The 20,506-nt window shown below is 66.9% G+C and carries 20 protein-coding genes and 1 pseudogene; 11 read left to right on the plus strand and 10 right to left on the minus strand.

What is annotated here, in order from left to right; all coding sequences use genetic code 11:
• Nucleotides 1-64: 64 nt before the first annotated feature.
• The 3 genes from Q0938_RS05950 to Q0938_RS05960 form a co-directional block, all read right to left on the minus strand.
• Entirely contained in the window at nt 65-673 is a 609-nt protein-coding gene (locus Q0938_RS05950; protein ID WP_299360223.1) for a fasciclin domain-containing protein, read from the minus strand.
• Between the two features lie 92 nt (nt 674-765).
• Nucleotides 766-1,662: a DMT family transporter gene (locus Q0938_RS05955; protein WP_299360224.1), complete on the minus strand. Its 897-nt coding sequence runs from the start codon at nt 1,660-1,662 to the stop codon at nt 766-768.
• Nucleotides 1,659-2,228, minus strand: a complete 570-nt coding sequence (locus Q0938_RS05960) for a peroxidase-related enzyme (protein WP_299360364.1) — start codon at nt 2,226-2,228, stop codon at nt 1,659-1,661. The genes Q0938_RS05955 and Q0938_RS05960 overlap by 4 nt, the downstream gene beginning before the upstream one ends.
• Nucleotides 2,229-2,396: 168 nt before the next feature.
• On the opposite strand from Q0938_RS05960, the gene ffh reads away from it, so the two are divergent.
• From ffh to rpmE, 8 genes are all read left to right on the plus strand, one after another.
• Nucleotides 2,397-3,893 carry a signal recognition particle protein gene (gene ffh / locus Q0938_RS05965; RefSeq protein ID WP_299360225.1) on the plus strand — a complete coding sequence of 499 codons (1,497 nt, stop codon included), beginning with the start codon at nt 2,397-2,399 and terminating at the stop codon, nt 3,891-3,893.
• Between the two features lie 52 nt (nt 3,894-3,945).
• Nucleotides 3,946-4,245, plus strand: a complete 300-nt coding sequence (locus Q0938_RS05970) for a chorismate mutase (protein ID WP_299360226.1) — start codon at nt 3,946-3,948, stop codon at nt 4,243-4,245.
• Between the two features lie 28 nt (nt 4,246-4,273).
• Nucleotides 4,274-4,723 carry a 30S ribosomal protein S16 gene (gene rpsP, locus Q0938_RS05975; RefSeq protein WP_299360227.1) on the plus strand — a complete coding sequence of 150 codons (450 nt, stop codon included), beginning with the start codon at nt 4,274-4,276 and terminating at the stop codon, nt 4,721-4,723.
• 86 nt (nt 4,724-4,809) lie between these two features.
• Nucleotides 4,810-5,307: a ribosome maturation factor RimM gene (rimM, locus tag Q0938_RS05980; RefSeq protein WP_299360228.1), complete on the plus strand. Its 498-nt coding sequence runs from the start codon at nt 4,810-4,812 to the stop codon at nt 5,305-5,307.
• Nucleotides 5,304-5,654: a hypothetical protein gene (locus tag Q0938_RS05985; RefSeq protein WP_299360230.1), complete on the plus strand. Its 351-nt coding sequence runs from the start codon at nt 5,304-5,306 to the stop codon at nt 5,652-5,654. The genes rimM and Q0938_RS05985 overlap by 4 nt, the downstream gene beginning before the upstream one ends.
• Entirely contained in the window at nt 5,651-6,544 is an 894-nt protein-coding gene (trmD, locus tag Q0938_RS05990) for a tRNA (guanosine(37)-N1)-methyltransferase TrmD (RefSeq protein ID WP_299360231.1), read from the plus strand. Before Q0938_RS05985 ends, trmD begins: the two co-directional genes overlap by 4 nt.
• Nucleotides 6,522-6,920, plus strand: a complete 399-nt coding sequence (gene rplS / locus Q0938_RS05995) for a 50S ribosomal protein L19 (protein ID WP_299360232.1) — start codon at nt 6,522-6,524, stop codon at nt 6,918-6,920. The genes trmD and rplS overlap by 23 nt, the downstream gene beginning before the upstream one ends.
• Before the next feature lie 11 nt (nt 6,921-6,931).
• On the plus strand, nt 6,932-7,153 hold the full coding sequence (gene rpmE, locus Q0938_RS06000) for a 50S ribosomal protein L31 (protein WP_299360233.1): 222 nt from the start codon (nt 6,932-6,934) through the stop codon (nt 7,151-7,153).
• 101 nt (nt 7,154-7,254) lie between these two features.
• Here the strand turns inward: rpmE and Q0938_RS06005 are convergent, their stop codons facing one another.
• Entirely contained in the window at nt 7,255-8,142 is an 888-nt protein-coding gene (locus Q0938_RS06005) for an MBL fold metallo-hydrolase (RefSeq protein ID WP_299360234.1), read from the minus strand.
• Nucleotides 8,143-8,265: 123 nt separating this feature from the next.
• Here Q0938_RS06005 and Q0938_RS06010 point away from each other — a divergent pair, with 123 nt between their 5' ends.
• The 3 genes from Q0938_RS06010 to Q0938_RS06020 all read left to right on the plus strand — a co-directional run bounded on the left by Q0938_RS06010 (nt 8,266) and on the right by Q0938_RS06020 (nt 13,571).
• Nucleotides 8,266-9,048 (plus strand): division plane positioning ATPase MipZ, encoded by a 783-nt coding sequence (locus tag Q0938_RS06010; protein ID WP_299360235.1) that lies wholly within the window; start codon nt 8,266-8,268, stop codon nt 9,046-9,048.
• 79 nt (nt 9,049-9,127) lie between these two features.
• Nucleotides 9,128-10,498 carry an efflux RND transporter periplasmic adaptor subunit gene (locus tag Q0938_RS06015; protein WP_299360236.1) on the plus strand — a complete coding sequence of 457 codons (1,371 nt, stop codon included), beginning with the start codon at nt 9,128-9,130 and terminating at the stop codon, nt 10,496-10,498.
• A gap of 13 nt (nt 10,499-10,511) precedes the next feature.
• Nucleotides 10,512-13,571 carry an efflux RND transporter permease subunit gene (locus tag Q0938_RS06020; protein ID WP_299360238.1) on the plus strand — a complete coding sequence of 1,020 codons (3,060 nt, stop codon included), beginning with the start codon at nt 10,512-10,514 and terminating at the stop codon, nt 13,569-13,571.
• A gap of 175 nt (nt 13,572-13,746) precedes the next feature.
• On the opposite strand, the gene Q0938_RS06025 is transcribed toward Q0938_RS06020, so the two are convergent.
• The 6 genes and pseudogenes from Q0938_RS06025 to gatB form a co-directional block, all read right to left on the minus strand.
• Complete coding sequence (locus Q0938_RS06025; RefSeq protein ID WP_299360239.1) at nt 13,747-15,147, minus strand: pyruvate dehydrogenase complex dihydrolipoamide acetyltransferase; 1,401 nt, start codon at nt 15,145-15,147, stop codon at nt 13,747-13,749.
• Between the two features lie 13 nt (nt 15,148-15,160).
• Nucleotides 15,161-16,594, minus strand: a complete 1,434-nt coding sequence (locus Q0938_RS06030) for a pyruvate dehydrogenase complex E1 component subunit beta (RefSeq protein WP_299360241.1) — start codon at nt 16,592-16,594, stop codon at nt 15,161-15,163.
• Nucleotides 16,595-16,606: 12 nt separating this feature from the next.
• Nucleotides 16,607-17,626 carry a pyruvate dehydrogenase (acetyl-transferring) E1 component subunit alpha gene (gene pdhA / locus Q0938_RS06035; protein WP_299360242.1) on the minus strand — a complete coding sequence of 340 codons (1,020 nt, stop codon included), beginning with the start codon at nt 17,624-17,626 and terminating at the stop codon, nt 16,607-16,609.
• 69 nt (nt 17,627-17,695) lie between these two features.
• Nucleotides 17,696-17,992 (minus strand): septum formation initiator family protein, encoded by a 297-nt coding sequence (locus Q0938_RS06040; protein ID WP_299360243.1) that lies wholly within the window; start codon nt 17,990-17,992, stop codon nt 17,696-17,698.
• Nucleotides 17,993-18,611: 619 nt separating this feature from the next.
• Nucleotides 18,612-18,836 (minus strand): annotated as a pseudogene (locus Q0938_RS06045) (DUF4177 domain-containing protein); the annotation flags it as partial.
• Between the two features lie 78 nt (nt 18,837-18,914).
• Nucleotides 18,915-20,429 (minus strand): Asp-tRNA(Asn)/Glu-tRNA(Gln) amidotransferase subunit GatB, encoded by a 1,515-nt coding sequence (gatB, locus tag Q0938_RS06050; protein WP_299360245.1) that lies wholly within the window; start codon nt 20,427-20,429, stop codon nt 18,915-18,917.
• Between the last annotated feature and the right edge of the window lie 77 nt (nt 20,430-20,506).

Here is a 20,506-nt window from a genome sequence, read left to right on the forward strand (position 1 = left end):
CTGCTGGCCGGTCACAAAAAAGGGGGCTGAGTGCCCCCTTTTTCCGTTCCGGATGATCGCTGGATCAGTTGGTCGGCGCAGCGGTGACGTCAGTTGCGGGCTCATCTGCAGCGGCGTCCGCCGGCGCCTCTGCCGGGGCGACTGGGGTCAGAACGCCATTGATCACGTGCACGACCCCGTTGCCGGCCTCGAGGTCGGCGGTCGTGACGGTCACGAGATCGTTGATGCGAACCTCTCCATCGACGGCGGTCAGGTTCAGCCTGCAGTTCCCGAGGGTCGTCACCGTCGCCGTGCCGTTGCCGGCCTCGATCATCCCGGTCACGTCCGCGGCCAGCGCCTTGTTGGTCAGCACGTGGCAGCCGAGAATGCTTTTCAGCGTGGCCTTGTCCTCTTCCGCCAGCGCCGCCTCAAGTGCACCCGCGGGCAGCGCCCCGAAAGCCTCGTCGGTGGGGGCGAACACGGTGTAAGGACCTTCGCCCGACAGCGTTTCGGCCAGGCCGGCCTCGATCACTGCGGTTTCCAGCGTCGTGTGATCATCGGAGCCGACCACCACGTCGACAACGGTCGCCGGCATGTCCGGGGAGTCCGTCTGGGCCTGGGCCTGCGCCAGAGCGACACCACCTGTCAGCATCACGAAGGCAGCGGCGGTCGTCGTCAGTTTGGATAGGGTCATCGATGTTCCTCCTGGTGGCAATGCGTGGTTAACGACCCGGCCGCGGAAACGGCTGCACGCCTTACGCATTCGTGATCGCCGGCCTGTCCGGGTCAGTCCCGGAGCAGCAGCAGCAGGGCGCCGATCGTCGCCAGCACACCCGGCAGCACGATCAGTCCCGGAAATCCCTGCCCTGACGTCGATTCCAGCACGATCACCCAGGCCGGGATCAGGTAGGTGTAGGCCATGACCTTGGCCGCTGGCAGCCGCATCGCCGAGAACTGCAGCAGAACCGTCGTCGCGGCGCTGGCAAACACCGCGAGGTAGATCAGCGTGATCCAGACGATCGCCGGAAGGCTGACCCACGGGGTGGCGGCAATGGCAGGCCCGCCCCAGACCGCCAGGACCAGCGCCGCGCCGGCCAGTGTCCCGAATGCAAAGGTCAGCGGGCGCTCGCCACGGTTCAGATGCCGGACCATCGGGGTATACAGCGCGTGGGCGACACAGCCGACCAGATAGATCGCCTCGCCCCTGCCAAGCTCCAGCCGTGCCATCGCCGCCAGGTCGCCGCGAAAGATGACCCACAGGGCACCGCCGGCCCCCAGCGTCAACGCCAGCGCCATCCGGCCGGTGGTCCGCTGTCGCATCAACCACCACCCGAAACCCGCCGACAGGACCGGGGTCAGCGTGAAGACCGCGCTGGCCGAGACCGCCGGCGCGGTCTTCAGCCCATCGAACATCAGGACGAAGTAGAAGGCGAACAGCCCTCCGACGATCAGGAAGCGCCAGGGTTCACGGAACGCGGATCGCGACAGCCCTGGCCCTGCCAGCACGATCCCTCCGAGAATGCCCGCTGCGAGCGCCAGACGGGCGGCACTGATCGCCGCCGGGTCGATCAGGTTGGCGGCCCGCACCCCGAGCGAGAAGGATCCCGCGACCAGCAGCGAAAACAGCAGCATCGCCGCATGGCCGCGAAGCGACTCGACCCGCGTATTCGGCGGCACCGTCACCCACGGCCGAGCGTGTAGAATTCCTCGTTCGGCGAGATGTCCGCCATGTTGACCAGCCGGTTCGACATGCCAAAGAACGCAGCGATGGCCCCGATGTCCCAGATCTCATCGGTGGTGAACCCGCCCTCGAGGAGGTCGAGGTGGTCGTCCTCGGTGATGTTCTCGGCGTCGATCGCCACGGCCTCGGCGAACTCCAGCATCGCCCGGTGACGGTCCGACAGCGGCGCCTTGCGCCAGTTGACCGCGAGCTGGTCGGCGATCAGCGGATCCTTGGCGCGGATGCGGAGGATCGCCCCGTGTGCCACGACGCAGTACTGGCAGCGGTTCAGCCCGGACGTCGCGACCACGATCATCTCGCGCTCGGCCTTGCTGAGCCCCTCGTCCTTGTCCATCAGCGCGTCGTGGTAGGCAAAGAAGGCGCGGAACTCGGCGGGGCGATGCGCAAGCGCCAGAAAGATGTTCGGGACGAAACTCGACTTCTCCTGCACGGCGCGGATCATCTCCTGCATGTCCGGGGGCAGGCTGCGCAGGTTGGGAACGGTAAAGCGGCTGATCGTAGGGGTCATGGTCATGGCGGATCTCCTTGCGCCTTGACTCTCTCGGTCCGGTCTGGAATGTCCAGCCGGATTCCCGGAGGGTTCAGCCTTCCGGTCCCCGCTGGCCGGGGATCGCCCCCCGTCAGCGCGGCTGCGCCCACGGGGGCGACTGGTGTTTGACGCAAGCGGAGGCCCGCGATGTTCGAGAACCTGTCCGATCGGCTTGGCGGCGTCTTCGACCGGCTGACCAAGCAGGGTGCGCTCAGCCCCGACGACGTCACCGCGGCCATGCGCGAGGTGCGCCAGGCGCTGCTCGATGCCGATGTCTCTTTGCCCGTGGTCCGCAGTTTCGTGCGCGCCGTGTCGGCCAAGGCTACCGGCGCTGCGGTGACAAAGTCGATCAGCCCCGGACAGCAGGTCGTCAAGATCGTCCATGACGAGCTGATCGCAATGCTACAGGGCGAGGACGCGCCCGAAACCCTGCGCATCGACAGCCCGCCCGCGCCCATCCTGATGGTGGGTCTGCAGGGGTCGGGCAAGACCACGACCACGGCAAAGCTCGCCAAGCGGTTGAAGGACCGGGAGCGCAAGCGGGTGCTGATGGCGTCGCTCGACACCAACCGGCCGGCCGCCATGGAGCAGCTGGCGATCCTGGGCCAGCAGGTCGGCGTCGACACGCTGCCGATCGTGCCGGGCGAAAACGCGGTGCAGATCGCCCGCCGTGCCAAGCAGCAGGCGACGCTGGGCGGATACGACGTCTACATGCTCGACACAGCCGGCCGCCTGCACATCGATCAGCTGCTGATGGACGAGGTGACCCAGGTCCGCGACGTCGCCAACCCGCGCGAGACGCTGCTGGTGGTGGACGGGCTGACCGGCCAGGACGCGGTCAACGTCGCGGCGGAATTCGACGGCAAGGTCGGGATTTCCGGCGTCGTGCTGACCCGCATGGATGGCGATGGGCGCGGCGGCGCGGCGCTGTCGATGCGCGCGGTCACCGGCAAGCCGATCCGCTTTGTGGGCTTGGGCGAAAAGCTGGACGCGCTGGAAGGGTTCGATGCGCAGCGCGTCGCCGGCCGGATCCTGGGCATGGGCGATATCGTCGCGCTGGTCGAAAAGGCGCAGGAAACGCTGGAGATCGAGCAGGCCGAGCGCATGATGAAGCGCTTTGCCAAGGGCCTGTTCAACATGAACGACCTCAAAGGTCAGCTGGAACAGATGCTCAAGATGGGCGGGATGCAGTCGATCATGGGCATGATGCCCGGCATGGGCAAGATGGCCAAGCAGGCCGAGGCCGCCGGAATGGACGACACCGCGATCCGCCGGCAGATCGCGTTGATCAACTCGATGACCAAGAAGGAACGCGCCAATCCCGAACTGTTGCAGGCCAGCCGCAAGAAGCGGATCGCGGCCGGCGCCGGGCTGGACGTGGCCGAGTTGAACCGGCTGCTCAAGATGCAGCGGCAGATGGCGGACACGATGAAGAAGGTCAGCAAGATGGGCAAGGGCGCCATGCTGAAGCAGGCGATGCGCTCCATGACCGGCAAGGGCGGCGGATTGCCCGACCTCGCAGATGTCGATCCGGCCAAGATGGCCGAGGCGACGAAGATGCTGCAGGACCGGAAAGGCCTGGGCGGCCAACTCGGGCAAGCCGGGCTGCCCGGCGGCCTGTCCGGACTGTTCGGCACGAAATGAGAACGCTGCGACTTGTGAGCGGCGTCGCATGCTGCGCTGAAGGGACGACCGCATGAGCGAGGATGCCGTTGCCAAGGCTGCCTCGGTGCTGGCCGACCATCGCGCCAGCATCGATCGGCTGGACGCGATCCTGGTCTATACCCTGGCCGAGCGGTTCAAGCACACCCAGTCCGTCGGCCGGCTGAAGGCCAGCCATGACCTGCCGCCGTCCGATCCCGCCCGCGAGGCCGCCCAGATCGAGCGGCTTCAACGCCTCGCCCGCGAGGCCGACCTCGACCCCGAGTTTGCCCGAAAGTTCCTGAACTTCGTCATCTCCGAAGTCATCCGGCACCACGAACAGATGCAGAAATGATCCCACGCCACACGCAAGGAGTAACAGCATGGCCATGAAGATCCGGCTCGCCCGCGGCGGGTCCAACAAACGCCCCCATTACGCCATCGTCGCGTCCGATTCCCGGATGCCGCGCGACGGCCGCTTCATCGAGAAGCTGGGCACCTACAACCCGCTGCTGCCGCGTGACAGCGAAGACCGGATCAAGATGGACATGGACCGGGTGCAGTACTGGCTGGGCCAGGGCGCGCAGCCGACCGATCGCGTCGCCCGTTTCCTGGAAGCTGCCGGCGTGCGCGAACGCACCGAGCGCGCCAATCTGAAAAAGGGCGAGCCCGGCAAGGCCGCCAAGGAACGCGCGGAAAAACGCGCGGCCCGTGACGCCGCGGCGCGTGAGGCCGAGGAAGCCGCGAAGAACGCGCCGGCCGAGGACACCGCGGCGACGGACGAGGCGGCGCTGGACGCGTCCGAGGCAACCAGCGGCACCGAAAGCCCCTGAGCGATGCCGCCGGCGGCCCTGCGGCTGACAAGCCGCCCGGCCGCCGGCCAGCACCTGCAGCACCCTGCCCTGAACGGAGCAAGCGGATGACCGATCGCGTCTGTGTGGGGGCCATCGCCGGCGCCTTCGGGGTGCGTGGCGAGGTCCGGCTGAAGAGCTTCTGCACGGTGGCACGAGACATCGCCACCTACGGACCGCTCACGACCGAGGACGGAAGCCGCAGCTTCGACGTGCAACTGACCCGCCCCGGAGCAGGTGCGTTGGGCGCACGCCTGTCCGGCGTCGCAAGCCGCGAACAGGCCGAAGCGCTCAAGGGGACCACTCTCTGGGCCGACCGAGCGGCACTGCCGGCGCTGCCTGACGACGAATTTTACCACGCCGACCTCATCGGGCTGGAGGTGGTGGACACCGGCGGCGTCACGCTGGGCCGGGTGCGGGCGATCTACGATCACGGGGCGGGCGACATCCTCGAGTTGCTGGGTCCCCGGGGAACACTGCTGATCCCCTTTACCCGCGCCGCGGTGCCGACTGTCGACCTGGCCGCGGGACGCATCGTGGCCGACCCGCCGGAAGCCGACGAATGAGGGCGGCCCCTGCCCCGCTGGTCCGGCTTGCCGGCGCCATGCTGATCCTGGCTGCAGCCGGACTGGCGGGCCTGGGCGGCGCCAGGGGATGGGCAGCGGGCAGTTTCGGCTTTCTTGCCGTCGCCGTGCTGATGCTGGAGCGGGGCGAGCGATGGGTGACGCCACCGCATCTTGCCGGCGCGGCGATCCTGGCGATGGCGCTGCCGCTGCTGCTGTTCGCCCTTGGTCGCTGGACCGCTGGCCGGATGACGGCGCCACCTGCTTGGGGTCTGCTGCCCCCGCTGGCCCTGGCTGCCGCCGGGGCGGCGCTGACCCGCTTCGGCCTTGGCCGGGACGCACGCCGATGACCGATCCGCCGGGTTCGCCTGGCCCCGTCCCGACTACCTCCGGTCAGACTACCGGCGACGAGACAGCCGAGCCCCGGGCGCGGACCCCGTGGACGGCCCAGATCATCACGCTGTTCCCCGAGGCGTTTCCCGGAACCCTCGGCCTGTCCCTGACCGGCCGTGCGCTGGCCGAGGGGCTGTGGACCATGCGCACCATCCCGCTGCGGCAGTTCGGGACCGGCCGGCACCGCAATGTCGACGACACCCCGACCGGCGGCGGCGCCGGAATGGTGCTGCGCCCCGACGTGATGGCCGCCGCGCTGCGTGAGGCAGAGGCGGCCACCCCGGGGCTGCCGGTGATCTACCTGTCCCCCCGCGGCGCGCCACTGACCCAGGCGACCGCCCGCCGCCTGGCCGCCGGCCCGGGTGTGACTCTGATTTCCGGCCGGTTCGAGGGGGTTGACCAGCGGGTGCTCGACGCCTTCGAGGTCACCGAGATCAGTATCGGCGACTATGTCCTGACCGGTGGCGAGATCGCCGCGCAGGTCTTGATCGACGCGACCGTCCGCCTTATACCGCGCGTGCTGGGGAACCGTGAATCGCTGGCCGAGGAATCCTTTTCCGACGGTCTTCTCGAACATCCGCAGTACACGAAGCCCGCCGTCTGGGAAGGCCGCGCGACCCCCGATGTCCTTTTGTCGGGGAATCACGCGGCCATTGCGCAGTGGCGGGAAAAGCAGGCCCAGTGCCTGACCAAGCAACGCCGCCCCGATCTGTGGCGGGCATGGACCGGCCGCAAGGCCGCCATGGACCCGACAAAGGACCGGCAGCTCTCGGGCGCATTAGACCAAGCGCGGGACCGCCGCGCGCATCGAAAGGACCACAGCGATGAACCTGATCGCGCAGATTGAGGCCGAGCAGATCGCCGAGCTCGGCAAGACCATTCCGGATTTCAAGGCCGGCGATACCGTCCGCGTCGGCTACAAGGTGACCGAAGGCACCCGAACCCGCGTGCAGAACTACGAAGGTGTCGTGATCAGCCGCAAGGGCGGCGACACCATTGCGGCGTCGTTCACCGTCCGCAAGATCTCGTTCGGCGAGGGCGTGGAACGGGTGTTCCCCCTGTACTCGACCAACGTCGAGTCGATCGAGGTGGTGCGCCGGGGCCGCGTGCGCCGCGCCAAGCTGTACTACCTGCGCGATCGTCGCGGCAAGTCCGCCCGGATCGCCGAGGTCACCAACTACAAGCCCAAGGCCGCCAAGCCCGGCGCCAACCCCCAAGCCTGAGGATCCGTGTCATGAGAGCCGACATCCATCCCGATTATCACATGATCACCGTCAAGATGACGGACGGCACGACCTATCAGGTGCGTTCGACGTGGGGCAAGGAAGGCGACACCATGTCGCTGGACATCGACCCGACCTCGCACCCGGCATGGACCGGCGGCACGTCCAAGCTGATGGACACCGGTGGTCGCGTGTCGAAGTTCAAGAACAAGTACGCCGGCCTGGGCTTCTGAGCCGGGTTCGCGCGGCGATCTGCTGAACGCCGCGGCACGCTGGAATACAAAACGCCCCGCCAATGGCGGGGCGTTTCGTTCTTCACTGTCAGCAAACCCGATCAGCCGCTGGATTTCGGCGGTTCGAACTTGTTCGCCGGAATCTTGAAGTAGCTGTTCCCGTCCGACTCTGGCGTCGGCAGGCGACCGCCGCGGATATTGACCCGAAGCGCGTGCAGCATGCGGTCCGGCAGGTTCAGCGTCTTGTCCCGCGCAGTGCGCGTGGCAACAAATTCGTCGCGCCCGATCCCGTCCTTGACGTGCACATTGGTCAGTCGGTGCTCGGCAACCGTCGCCATGTAGGTGGGTGGCGCGCCCTTTTCCGGATAGTCGTGGCCGATATGCAGCCGGGTTTCCCCCGGCAGATCGAGAATGGCGCGGATCGAGTTCCAGAGCTGCCCGGCGTCGCCCCCCGGAAAATCCGCCCGGCTGGTGCCCGACGCCGGCATCATCAGCGTGTCGTGAACAAACGCCGCATCACCGGCGACATAGGTGATCGACGCAAGCGTGTGGCCTGGCGAGAACATCACCTTGACCGGGATGTTGCCGATGCTGAACTCCTCGCCCTCGGCGAACAGACGGTCCCACTGGCTGCCATCCGCCGGCAACTCACCATCGTTGTAGATGCCCTTCCACAGCTTCTGCACCTCGACGACCTTCTCTCCGATCGCGCGCGGCACGCCCCCGAGCTTGTCGGACAGATAGACGGCGGCGGTGAAGTGGTCGGCGTGGGGATGGGTATCCAGGATCCACTCGATCTCGATCCCCTGCTCGCGCACATAATCCAGCATCTTGTCGGCATCCGTGGTGCTGGTCGACCCCGACTTGGCACAGAAGTTCCACACGGGATCGACGATCGCCCCCTTCATCGTGTCCGGATCGTGGAACACGTATTGCAGGCTGCCGGTGGGCCGGTCGAAAAACGCCCGTACGATGGGACTGACGGTCATGGGAGCTCCTCTCGTGTAAATATTCACGATTGCATATGTGATAGAAGCGCCCGGGCCACAACCCCCGGCCGGGTTTCAACGCTTCGTCGGGATGACTAAGGTCTGCCCGAGCAGGGGAATCGCGTGGCGCATATCATCGTCGTCGGTAACGAAAAGGGCGGGTCTGGCAAATCCACGACCTCGATGCATGTTGCGACCGCGCTGGCGCGGATGGGCCACCGGGTGGGCGCGCTGGACCTGGACGTGCGGCAGCGCAGCTTCGGCCGCTACCTGGAAAATCGTGCGGCCTTTCTGGCGCGCGAAGGGCTGGATCTGCCCACGCCACGGTTGGCGGACCTGTCACGCGACGTCGCCCAGGGCGAGGACCCGCTGTCGGCGGCGATGGCCAGTCTGGACGACGTCTGCGATTTCATCCTGATCGACTGCCCCGGGTCGCACACCCGGCTCAGCCAGATGGCGCACGCGCTGGCCGACACGCTGATCACCCCGATGAACGACAGTTTCATCGACTTTGACCTGCTGGCCCGCATGGCACCCGACGGCAAGGTGCTGGGACCGTCCATCTATGCAGAGATGGTCTGGAACGCGCGTCAGCTGCGCGGACAGGCCGGTGCCGGGCCGATCGACTGGCTGGTTCTGCGCAATCGTCTTGGTACCCAGGAAATGCACAACAAGCGCAAGGTCGGCAGCGCGCTGACCAGCCTGTCGCGCCGGATCGGCTTTCGGGTGGCCGCAGGCTTTGCCGAGCGGGTCATCTTCCGCGAACTGTTCCCCCGTGGCCTGACCCTGCTGGACCTGCGCGACATCGGGACGACACAGCTGTCCATGTCGAACATCGCGGCACGGCAGGAATTGCGCGACCTCATCACGGAACTGCGACTGCCCGGTGTTGACGCAAGGTTTTGACCGGACGACGGCGGCCGGCTCCATTGTTGGACAGCCCCTGCGTTGTTAGGTTGGCGTGGCAACTTGAACCGGATTTCGGATGTCACCTCACCTGCGCTTGGCTGCCCTGCTGCTGGCCGTGGGCGCTTGGTCGGCCGGTTTGCCGATGGCGGGCGGCCTTGCGGGTGCCGCGCGGGCAGAGGATGCGCCCCCGGCCGCGAGTTCAGCGGAGATCGTGCCGACGGTGACCGTGACCCCCGCCAGTCGCGAGCCGGTGGAGGAACGCGTGCCCCTCTCCGGGACACTGGTCGCCCGGCAAGAGGTGCAAGTCTATCCGCAGGTTTCGGGATACGAGGTGACCGAGCTTCTGGCCGAGGTCGGTGACCGGGTCGAGCAGGGCCAGCCGCTGGCCCGGCTGTCCGACGCCACGCTGTCGGCCCAGCTGGCCCAGGCAGAGGCCGAGCATGCCCGGGCGCAGGCGAGCATCAGCCAGGCCGAGAGCCAGATCGCCAGCACCGCCGCCGCCGCCGAACAGGCCGCCACGGCGCTGGACCGCGCCCAGCGTCTGAAGGACAGCGGCAACGCGCCGCAGGCCACGCTGGATCAGGCCATCGCGGCCGAGGCATCGGCCACGGCGGCAGCGGCGTCCGCCCGCGACGGGCTGACGGTCGCGCGCGCCGGGCTGGCCCAGGCTGACGCCGCGCTGATGATCGCGCGCCTGAACCTGGAACGGACCACGATCAGGGCACCTGTCGCGGCGCTGGTCACCGAGCGGAACGTCCAGTTGGGCGCATTGTCGGGTGGCGCGACGACGCCGATGTTCCGGCTGATCGCGAACGGCGAGATCGAGATGGAGGGCGAGGTTCTGGAGACAGCGCTGGCCGGTCTGCAGGTGAGCGACCCGGCCGAGCTCTCGGCGGCCGGGGTGGGCCCCATCACCGGCGAGGTGCGCCTGATCCCGGCCAGCGTCGATCCGGTGACGCGGCTGGGCATCGTCCGGGTGTCGCTGCCCCAGGACGAGCGGCTGCGCATCGGCCTGTTCGCCAGCGGCTGGCTGATCCTTGACCGGCGAGAGGCGGTCACGGTCCCCGCCACGGCGGTGCTCGCCGACAGCGGCGGCGACCGGGTACAGGTGGTCCGCGACGGGCGGGTCGAAACCCGCGTCGTCCGGGCCGGGGTGTTGTGGAACGGCAGGCGCGAGATCCTGGAGGGTCTGACCGAGGGCGAATTGGTGATGCTGCGCGCCGGCGCCTTCTTCCGCGATGGCGACCCGGTCCGACCGGTCGACGAGGTCCAGGCTGCCCGGCTGACGGCCGGTGAACTCACGACGCCGCCCGGAGCGACCGGTGCGGCAGGGGGTTCCGGCGGCATGTCCGCCCAGGCTGCATCCGTGACCACGGCAGCGGCCCAAGGTCCGACGACGGCAAACAGCCCGGGAGACGCAGGCGCGGACGTGACGGGGCAACCATGAAGACGGGGCGACCATGAACCTGTCAACCTGGTCGATCCGTCACCCGGTGCCGCCCATCGCCATCTTTCTGGTTCTGCTGATCGTCGGGGCGGTGAGCTTCCTTCGCCTGCCGGTCACGGCGATGCCGAACGTTGACTTGCCCATCGTCACTGTGACCGTCGGGCAGCCCGGTGCGGGGCCCAGCGAACTCGTGTCCCAGGTCGCGCGACCCATCGAGGATTCGATCGCGGCCGTGACGGGGGTGCGCCACATCAGCACGACCGCGATGGACAGCGCGTTGACCATCACCGTCGAGTTCGAGCTGGAAACCGACAGCGACCGCGCCCTGAACGACGTCAAGGACGCCGTGTCGAACGTGCGATCCGACCTGCCGGACTCGATCCTCGAGCCGATCGTCCGACGCCTCGACGTGACCGGGATGCCCATCCTGACCTATGCGGTCAGCGACCAGACCCGCTCGATCGAGGACCTGTCGACGTTCGTCGACGATGTGATCGGCCGAGAGCTGTCCACGGTTGACGGGGTTGGCAAGACCAGCCGGATCGGGGGCGCCGACCGGGAGATCAAGGTCGACCTCGATCCCGACCGGATGCTGGCCCTTGGCCTGACGGCCGCTGACGTGTCCGGTCAGCTCAGGCTGCGCAACATCGATATGGGTGGCGGCCGCGGCGATCTGGCGGGCAAGGAATTCTCGATCCGGACGCTCGGATCCGCCGACACGGTCGCGCAGCTCGCCGCGACCCCCATCACCATCGGTGGCGGCCGCACCGTCCGGCTGGACCAGTTGGGCGAGGTCGTCGACGGGGCAAGCGAGCAGCGGACCTTTGCCCTGCTGGACGGGCGTCCGGTGGTGGCATTCGGCGTGTACCGGGCTACGGGGCAGTCCGACCTGCTCGCGGGGGACGGCACCAAGGAACGGCTTGCCGAGATCGCCGCGCGCTATCCGAACACCCGGATCACCCTGATCGACGATTCCACGACCTACACCTCGCAGAGCTATCATTCGGCCATGGACACGCTCCTCGAGGGGGCGGCACTGGCGGTGATTGTGGTGCTGCTGTTCCTGCGGAACTGGCGCGCGACGCTGATCGCCGCGACGGCCCTGCCCTTGTCCGTGATCCCGACCTTCTTCGTGATGGACATGCTCGGCTTCACCCTGAACGGGATCAGTCTGCTGGGGATCACGCTCGTCACCGGCATCTTGGTCGACGACGCGATCGTCGAGATCGAGAACATCGTCCGGCATATCCAGATGGGTGCCCCGGCCTATGAGGCGGCCGAGGAGGCGGCGGTCGAGATCGGCACGACGGTGATCGCGATCAGCTTTTCGATCGTCGCGGTGTTCGCACCGGTCAGCTTCATGGGGGGAATTGCCGGACAATATTTCAAGCAGTTCGGCCTGACGGTCGCCGTGGCCGTCCTGTTCTCGCTGCTGACCGCCCGCATCATCACGCCGATGCTCGCTGCCTACTTCATGCGCAGCGGTGGCCATGCGCACGAGGCGCGGGACGGTTTCGTGATGCGCGGGCTGATGCGTGTCCTGCGCTGGACCATGCGGCACCGCCTTGTCACGCTGCTGCTGGGGCTGGGCGTGTTTGCCGGATCGATCTATTCGGCGACGCTGCTGCCCACCGAGTTCATGGCGCCGTCTGATCAGGGCCGCAGCCAGATCCAGCTGGAACTGCCGCCGGGCGCCACCGTCAGCCAGACCGAGGACATGGCGCGCAGCCTGTCTGCAAGGTTTGCCGAGGTGCCCGAAGTGCAGTCGGTGTTTGTCGAGGGCGGTGCCACCGAGGTGTCCAAGGCCCGGCTGATGGTCAATTACGGCAAGAAGGACACCCGCGAGCGGTCTCAGTTCGAGATCGAGGATCAGCTGAAACGAGAACTTGCGGACACCCCCGACGTCCGGCTGAACTTCCAGAACCAGGAAGGCGGCAACGACCTGTCGATCAGCGTTCTGGCGGATAGCGAAGAGGCTGCAGCGCAGGCAGCTGACCGCCTGGCGGCCGAGATGAAGCAGCTGGGGTCCCTGGAAGGGGTGACCTCGTCGTCCAACCTGCGACGCCCCGAGATCCAGATCCGCCCGCGCGACGAGATCGCCGCGCAACTCGGCGTGTCGGCCAGCACCCTCGCCCAGACGCTGCTGGTCGCCACGCTGGGCGACAGCGAGGCGAACCTGGCGAAGTTCAACGCGGGTGACGAACAGGTCCCGATCGTCGTGCGCCTGAACGAGGCGGCGCGACAGGATCTGATGAAGTGCCAGAACCTGCGCGTCCCGTCGTCAGCCGGACAGGTGCCGCTGTTCGCGGTGGCGGATGTGACCCTGTCCGCCGGCGCGACACAGATCGAGCGTTATGACCGCCGCTACAAGACCAGCGTGTCGGCCAACCTGACGGACGGCGCGGTCCTGGGGCCGGTCTCGGCCGAGGTGCAGGCGCTGCAGGATCGGATCGATCTGCCGCCCGGCACCGAATTCGAAAGCTCCGGCGACGCCGAGATCATGGGCGAGGTGTTCAGCGCCTTCGGCACGGCGATGGGCGCGGGCGTCCTGCTGGTCTACGTCGTACTGGTGCTGCTGTTCCACAGCTTCGTGACCCCGATCTCGATCCTGCTGTCGCTGCCCCTGGCCATCGGCGGCGCCATCCTGGCGCTGTACGTCACCGGCTATGCCATCGGCATGCCAGTGGTGATCGGGTTCCTGATGCTGATCGGCATCGTCACCAAGAACGCGATCATGCTGGTCGAATTCGCGCTGGCGGCGATGGAGGCTGGGGCTACCAAGCGGGACGCAATCCTCGATGCGGTCCACAAGCGCGCCCGACCGATCATCATGACCACCATCGCCATGGCCGCCGGCATGCTGCCCTCCGCGCTGTCCACCGCCGAAGGGTCCGAGTTCCGGTCCCCGATGGCCATTGCGGTGATCGGCGGGCTGTTGCTGTCGACGCTGCTGTCGCTGCTGTTCGTGCCGTCGCTGTTCTCGATCCTGCACGGTCTGCAGCGGCGGCTTGGCGGCTGGATCAGCCGACGGATCGGATTGAACCGCGCAACCGAACCGCAGCCCGCTGAATAGCAGCGGAGCGTGTGACTGGGCCCTTATACCGGCGCCCCAATTGCCTGCTGCCCACCAGAACACCTGCAGGGGCTGGCGACGGCGATTGCGGAATGCAGCGGTGGAACGCCGGAACCCGCCCGCTGATCTTGGAAGCGACCTGACGGTCAATCAAGTGCCGTAATAACGCTCCCGGTTAGGCGAGCATGCCGATCGGATTTTCCAGATGCTCGACGATAGCCGCCAGCAGCTGCGCCCCCAAGGCGCCGTCGATGACGCGGTGATCCACGGACAGCGTCATCGACATCACGTTGCGGATGACGACGGCACCGTCCTCGACGACCGGGGTCTGGATCCCGGTGCCGACCGCAAGGATCGCACCGTGCGGCGGGTTGATGACGGCGTCAAAATTCTCGATCCCGAACATCCCGAGATTCGAGATCGCAAAGCTGCCGCCCTGATATTCGTGCGGCGCGAGCTTCTTCGACTTGGCGCGGCCGGCCAGGTCCTTCATCTCGGCGGACAAGGTGGATAGCGTCTTCTTGTCGGCATCCTTCAGGACCGGGGTGAAAAGCCCGCCTTCCACGGCGACGGCAACGGCGACGTCGGACGGCTTCAGCTTGATGATCCGGTCGCCAGCCCAGACCGCATTCGCGTCCGGCACCTGCTGCAGCGCCAGCGCGCAGGCCTTGATGATAAAGTCGTTGACCGACAGTTTCACATTGCGGGACTGAAGCTGCGCGTTCAGGGTCGCGCGGAACTCCATCAGCGCGTCCAGCTTCGCGCTGCGGCGCAGATAGAAATGCGGAATGGTCTGCTTTGCCTCGCCCAGACGCGCGGCGATGGTGCGGCGCATGCCGTCCAGCGTCACCTCCTCGGTGTCGCGCCCCTCGAGCATCTTGCGCACGGTCTCGTAGCCCATGCCCTGCGGGGCGGCGGCGGCCGCAGCAGCCCGGGCCGGCGCCTGGACCTCCGATACGGCCTCGGCTTGCGGCGTCGCCTTGGCGGCAGCCGCGCTGGGCTGCGCCTTGTCGACATCGGCCCGAACGATCCGGCCGTTCGGCCCGGATCCGCTGATCGCCGCCAGATCGATCCCCCGCTCTGCCGCGATACGGCGTGCCAGCGGGGACGCGAAGATGCGATCGCCCTTGTCGCGAGGGGCAGGCGATGCAGTCCGTTGGTCAGATTTGGCCGTATCCTGCGCGTCGGCCTGACCATCGGCCGACCGGGGCGCGTCGGCGTTTCCGCCGTAACCCTTGGCGGGACCGTCTTCGGCAACGGGCGCGGACGCGGACGCGGACTGGTCAGGCGCGGAAGTCGAGACACCGACGGAGTCCGCCGCGTCGGCGCTTTCCCCCTCCTCCAGCAGAACCGCGATCGGGGTGTTCACCTTCACGCCCTGGGTCCCCTCGGCAACCATGATCTTGCCGATGGTCCCCTCGTCGACGGCCTCGAATTCCATCGTCGCCTTGTCGGTCTCGATCTCGGCCAGCACGTCGCCGGACTTGACCTCGTCGCCTTCCTTGACCAGCCACTTGGCCAGCGTCCCCTCTTCCATCGTGGGGGACAGGGCGGGCATCAGGATTTCCGTTGGCATCTCGTGCCCTCCCTTACTTGTAGGTGACCTTCTTGACCGCCTGGACGACCTCGTCGGCCGTGATCAGCGCGAGCCTCTCCAGGTTGGCCGCATAGGGCATGGGCACGTCCTTGCCGGTGCAGTTGATCACCGGCGCGTCCAGCCAGTCAAAGGCGTTCTCCATCAGCCAGGCGCTGATGTGATTGCCGATCGAACCCACCGGAAAGCCTTCCTCCACCGTCACGCAGCGGTTGGTCTTCTTCACCGATGTCAGCACCGACTGGTAGTCGATGGGGCGCAGCGTCCGCAGGTCGACGACCTCCGCCTCGATCCCCTGCCCCGCCAGCGCTTCGGCCGCTTCCAGAGCATGCGCCACGCCGATGCCGAAACTGACCAGCGTCACGTCCGACCCGCTGCGGACGACGTGCGCCTTCCCGAACGGAATGGTGAAGTCATCCAGCACGGGCACGTCGAAGCTGCGGCCATACAGGATCTCGTTCTCCAGAAAGATCACCGGGTTGGGATCGCGGATCGCCGTCTTCAGCAGTCCCTTTGCGTCCGCCGCCGAATAGGGCTGCACGACCTTCAGCCCCGGAATGGCCGCGTACCACGCCGCATAATCCTGGCTGTGCTGGGCCCCGACGCGCGCGGCGGCGCCGTTCGGGCCCCGGAACACGATGGGACAGCCCATCTGGCCGCCCGACATGTAGAGCGTCTTGGCGGCCGAGTTGATGACGTGGTCGATCGCCTGCATGGCGAAGTTGAAGGTCATGAACTCGACGATGGGGCGCAGACCGCCGAATGCCGCACCGACCCCAAGCCCTGCAAAGCCGTGCTCGGTGATAGGCGTGTCGACCACGCGGCGCGGTCCGAACCGGTCCAGCAATCCCTGGCTGATCTTGTAGGCGCCCTGGTACTCTCCGACCTCCTCCCCCATCAGGAAGACAAGATCGTCGCGCTCCATCTCCTCGGCCATCGCCTCGCGCAGGGCCTCGCGAACGGTCATCTGGCGCATTTCCGTTCCCTCGGGCCAGTCCGGGGATTGCTGCGGTTCGGGGGTATTGACCGCCTCGACCGCAGACTTGGCCGCAGCCGGCGCGCGCCCTGGCGCCTCGCCGGTCTCGTCCCTGCTGCTTTCACCGGAGGCCGCCTCAGTGGCGTTGTCCGACTTGCCGGTCTTCGATCCGGCGTCACGCTGCGCGGGGCCAGTGTCCTCGGCGCTCTCGCCTTCTTCCAGCAGCGTGGCGATGGGGGTATTGACTTTCACCCCTTCGGTTCCCTCGGCCACCATGATCTTGCCGATGGTCCCCTCGTCGACCGCCTCGAACTCCATCGTCGCCTTGTCGGTTTCGATCTCGGCCAGCACGTCGCCGGATTTCACCTCGTCGCCTTCTTTGACCAGCCACTTGGCCAGCGTCCCCTCCTCCATCGTGGGGGACAGGGCGGGCATCAGGATTTCCGTTGGCATCGTCACTCCCCCTCAGGCCTGCGCATCGGCATAGATGTCGGTCCACAGTTCCTCGACCGGCGGTTCGGGGCTTTCGCGTGCGAACTCCGCGGAGTCGTTCACGATTTCCTTGATTTCCTTGTCCACGGCCTTGAGATCCTCGTCCGACGCGTGGCCCCCGGTCATCAGCAGTTGCCGGACATGCTCGATCGCATCCTTCTCGTCGCGCATCTTCTGGACCTCTTCCCGGGTGCGGTACTTGGCCGGGTCGGACATCGAGTGGCCGCGATAGCGATAGGTCATCATTTCCAGGATGTACGGGCCATTGCCATCGCGACAATGCTCAACAGCCTTCTGACCGGCGGCCTTCACGGCCAGAACGTCCATTCCGTCCACCTGCTCGCCCGGAATGCCGAACGCCTCGCCGCGACCGTAGAACGTCGTCGACTTGGTGGAGCGGGCGACCGAGGTGCCCATCGCGTACTGGTTGTTCTCGATCACGAAGATCACCGGCAGGTCCCACAGCTCGGCCATGTTGTAGGCTTCGTAGACCTGCCCCTGGTTGGCGGCGCCGTCCCCGAAATAGGTGAAGGTGACGTTGTCGTTGCCGCGGTACTTGTCGGAGAACGCCAGGCCGGCCCCCAGCGGCACCTGAGCGCCGACGATCCCGTGCCCGCCATAGAAATGCTTTTCACGGCTGAACATGTGCATGCTGCCGCCCTTGCCCTTGGAATAGCCGCCGATGCGGCCGGTCAGTTCGGCCATCACCCCGCGCGGATCCATGCCGGACGCCAGCATATGGCCATGGTCGCGATAGCTGGTGATCCGCTTGTCGCCTTCCTTTGCCGTCGCCTCTAGCCCGACCACGACCGCCTCCTGCCCGATATAGAGGTGGCAGAAACCGCCGATCAGCCCCATGCCGTACAGCTGGCCCGCCTTTTCCTCGAACCGGCGTATCAGCAGCATGTCCCGGTAGAGTTTCAGCAGTTCGTCGCGCGAGATGTTCGGGGCGGCGTCCTCGTCTTTCGCCTGGGCAGCAGCTTTACGTGCCATGCGGGCTCCTCCGGCAAGGGATAGTTCAGCGTTAAACCAACGCTAGCGCGCTGCCCGGCGGCCCGCAAGTCAGCGGATGAGGATCTCGTCGGGGCGCGCATAGCCAAGAAGATTGCGTGCGCGTTCGTCAAGCAGATCCAGGTCCAGGTAATCGTCCGAGAGCCGCCGCGTCAGGTTTTTCATGCGGTCGACTTCCGCCTGCAGGTTGTCCCGGTCGGCCATCAGCTCGGCTGTCTCGGCGCCCAGTTGTACGCGCCGCAGGATGCCGGACGGCCCCTGGACGGCCGCAAAGGCAAAATAGACGGCCAGCATCATCATCAGCGCAAAGAAGATCAGCGCGCTGAGCGAAAGGCGGGATTGCGTCATGAGCCGGGTCCGTCCGATGGTCCGCACGATCCTGACACGGCACGCGCGGGGTGTGAACACCAGACGGCGTACGCCTCAGGCGAATTTCGTGTCAGCGTTGCGCCGCGCCCAGACGAGAGGGCGGATTGCGGCCGGATCCCCCAGACGGATCGTCGCCATCCGCCATTTGCGTCCCATTGGGGCCCGATCCGGCGGCGCCGACCGGCGAGCGCGGCATCGACTTTCCGAACTCGGGTCTGCGGTGCGTGTCGGGGGTGTCGTCCGTGTCGTCGCCAGGGAGGTCGTCATCGGCGAGACGGTCCTCGCCGTCCTGATCCTGAGGCAGCCGCTCGGGCACGTGGGTGCGATCCGGGACGGTCTGCGCCGCAGGATGCTGATCGTCGGACGGACCGTCCGGCCAGCTCGACGGCGGGTCGAACCGCTCCGCTGGATCGGGGCGCATCGCTGCCGCAGCCGCCGAAGCGTCGCCGGACGGGGACAGCCCGCCTGCAGAGCCGACGTGGGCATCGGCTGGGATCACGTGGCGATGCATCTGCGGGACCTCTGCAGGTGCGGCCGTCAACTGGCCGTGCCCGTGCTCACTGATCTGGACATGATCGGCCCTCGGCGGCGTGAGCGAACGGCGGAACACCAGAACATTGTGGTACACGGTCGTCCGGCTCGTCAGGCCGCTGCGCTCCTCACAGGGCAACGTCTCGGCGCGCACATATTCCCACCCGTTTGCCGCCATCCGGTTCATTGCCATCAGCAACGCATAGCTGAACCGCTCGGCCCCCGTCTTGGCGCCGCGTGCTTTTTCCCCCCGCGTCGGGGCGGGAATCACCGTGTATTCGAACTGCTGCACGCGCGCCTCCGTTGCATTGCGGTCCTGCAAATAAAGCATTTGCCGCGCCCGGACCACAAGCAGGGGCTGCAAGCTAGTTTACAGGCCTAGCTTCTGCCCAACGATCTGGTTGACCGCGGCCGGATTAGCCTTGCCCCCTGTCGCTTTCAGGACCTGCCCGGTGAACCACCCGGCGAGCTTGGGGTTCGCCTTGGCCTTTTCGACCTGCGCGGGGTTGGCGGCGATGATCTCGTCGACGGCGGCCTCGATCGCGCCCAGATCGGTGACCTGCTTCATGCCCCGCGCCGCCGCGATCTCGGCCGGGTCGCCGCCCTCGGTCCAGACGATCTCGAACAGGTCCTTGGCCATCTTGCCCGAGATCTCGCCGGAACCGATCAGGTCCAGGATGCCGCCAAGCTGGGTGGCCGAAACCGGCGAGGCGCCGATGTCCAGCCCCTCTTTTCTCAGCCGTCCGAACAGGTCGTTGATCACCCAGTTCGCCGCCTGCTTCCCGTCGCGCCCTGCCGCCACGCTCTCGAAGAAGTCGGCGTTCTCGACCTCGGCGGTCAGCACGCCCGCGTCGTATTCGGACAGGCCAAGCTCGGTGACAAACCGCGCCTTCTTCTCGTCGGGCAGCTCGGGCAAGGCCGCAGCGATGTCGTCCACCCATGCCTGGTCGAGCTCGAGCGGCAGCAGGTCGGGGTCCGGGAAATAGCGGTAATCATGCGCTTCTTCCTTCGATCGCATGGACCGCGTCTCTCCCCGGTCGGGGTCGTAGAGCCGGGTTTCCTGGACGACGGTACCGCCATCCTCGATGATCGCGATCTGGCGCCGCGCCTCGTGCTCGATCGCCGCCTGAATGAACCGCAGCGAGTTCATGTTCTTGATCTCGCAACGCGTTCCCAGCACCGAGTGGTCGCCGCTCGCCTGGTAGCGTTCGTAGTCGCCCGGCCTGCAGACCGAGACGTTCACGTCGGCGCGCAGGTTGCCGTTCTGCATGTTGCCGTCGCAGGTGCCCAGATAGCGCATGATCTGACGCAGCTTGGCGACATAGGCCGCCGCCTCTTCCGGGCCGCGAATGTCCGGTCGGCTGACGATTTCCATCAGCGCGACGCCGGTGCGGTTCAGGTCGACGAAGGACAGCGCCGGGTCCATGTCGTGGATCGACTTCCCGGCGTCCTGTTCCAGGTGGATACGCTCGATGCGGACCCGGCGCGCGACCCCGGGGGCCATGTCCACGATCACCTCGCCCTCGCCCACGATCGGGTGGTAGAGTTGGCTGATCTGATAGCCCTGTGGCAGGTCCGGGTAGAAATAGTTCTTGCGATCGAAGGCGCTGATCAGGTTGATCGCCGCCTTCAACCCGAGCCCGGTGCGAACCGCCTGCTCCACGCAGAACTCGTTGATCACCGGCAGCATGCCGGGCATCGCCGCATCGACGAAGCTGACATTGCTGTTGGGTTCGGCGCCGAAGGTCGTCGACGCGCCGGAAAACAGCTTCGCGTTCGACGCGACCTGGGCGTGCACTTCCAGCCCGATGACCAGTTCCCAGTCGCCGGTGGCGCCGGAAATTACCCTCGCTTCGGGTGCGGTATAGCTGAGGTGGTCGAGCATCTTGGCCTCCGGCAGGATTGGTGGTTTTCTAGGCCGCAGTGCCGCAAGGGGCAAGGCGGGTCGCTCGCCTTGGCCGG

The organism is uncultured Paracoccus sp. (genome assembly GCF_947496875.1).
In the GTDB taxonomy this organism is placed as follows: domain Bacteria; phylum Pseudomonadota; class Alphaproteobacteria; order Rhodobacterales; family Rhodobacteraceae; genus Paracoccus.

Excerpts from the sequence above, each read along its gene's own strand:
- Q0938_RS05950 (WP_299360223.1), bottom strand. The coding sequence starts at position 673 with ATGACCCTATCCAAACTGACGACGACCGCCGCTGCCTTCGTGATGCTG.
- Q0938_RS05960 (WP_299360364.1), bottom strand. The coding sequence starts at position 2,228 with ATGACCCCTACGATCAGCCGCTTTACCGTTCCCAACCTGCGCAGCCTG.
- ffh (WP_299360225.1), top strand. The coding sequence starts at position 2,397 with ATGTTCGAGAACCTGTCCGATCGGCTTGGCGGCGTCTTCGACCGGCTG.
- Q0938_RS05970 (WP_299360226.1), top strand. The coding sequence starts at position 3,946 with ATGAGCGAGGATGCCGTTGCCAAGGCTGCCTCGGTGCTGGCCGACCAT.
- rpsP (WP_299360227.1), top strand. The coding sequence starts at position 4,274 with ATGGCCATGAAGATCCGGCTCGCCCGCGGCGGGTCCAACAAACGCCCC.
- rimM (WP_299360228.1), top strand. The coding sequence starts at position 4,810 with ATGACCGATCGCGTCTGTGTGGGGGCCATCGCCGGCGCCTTCGGGGTG.
- Q0938_RS05985 (WP_299360230.1), top strand. The coding sequence starts at position 5,304 with ATGAGGGCGGCCCCTGCCCCGCTGGTCCGGCTTGCCGGCGCCATGCTG.
- trmD (WP_299360231.1), top strand. The coding sequence starts at position 5,651 with ATGACCGATCCGCCGGGTTCGCCTGGCCCCGTCCCGACTACCTCCGGT.
- rplS (WP_299360232.1), top strand. The coding sequence starts at position 6,522 with ATGAACCTGATCGCGCAGATTGAGGCCGAGCAGATCGCCGAGCTCGGC.
- rpmE (WP_299360233.1), top strand. The coding sequence starts at position 6,932 with ATGAGAGCCGACATCCATCCCGATTATCACATGATCACCGTCAAGATG.
- Q0938_RS06005 (WP_299360234.1), bottom strand. The coding sequence starts at position 8,142 with ATGACCGTCAGTCCCATCGTACGGGCGTTTTTCGACCGGCCCACCGGC.
- Q0938_RS06015 (WP_299360236.1), top strand. The coding sequence starts at position 9,128 with ATGTCACCTCACCTGCGCTTGGCTGCCCTGCTGCTGGCCGTGGGCGCT.
- Q0938_RS06020 (WP_299360238.1), top strand. The coding sequence starts at position 10,512 with ATGAACCTGTCAACCTGGTCGATCCGTCACCCGGTGCCGCCCATCGCC.
- Q0938_RS06025 (WP_299360239.1), bottom strand. The coding sequence starts at position 15,147 with ATGCCAACGGAAATCCTGATGCCCGCCCTGTCCCCCACGATGGAAGAG.
- Q0938_RS06030 (WP_299360241.1), bottom strand. The coding sequence starts at position 16,594 with ATGCCAACGGAAATCCTGATGCCCGCCCTGTCCCCCACGATGGAGGAG.
- pdhA (WP_299360242.1), bottom strand. The coding sequence starts at position 17,626 with ATGGCACGTAAAGCTGCTGCCCAGGCGAAAGACGAGGACGCCGCCCCG.
- Q0938_RS06040 (WP_299360243.1), bottom strand. The coding sequence starts at position 17,992 with ATGACGCAATCCCGCCTTTCGCTCAGCGCGCTGATCTTCTTTGCGCTG.
- gatB (WP_299360245.1), bottom strand. The coding sequence starts at position 20,429 with ATGCTCGACCACCTCAGCTATACCGCACCCGAAGCGAGGGTAATTTCC.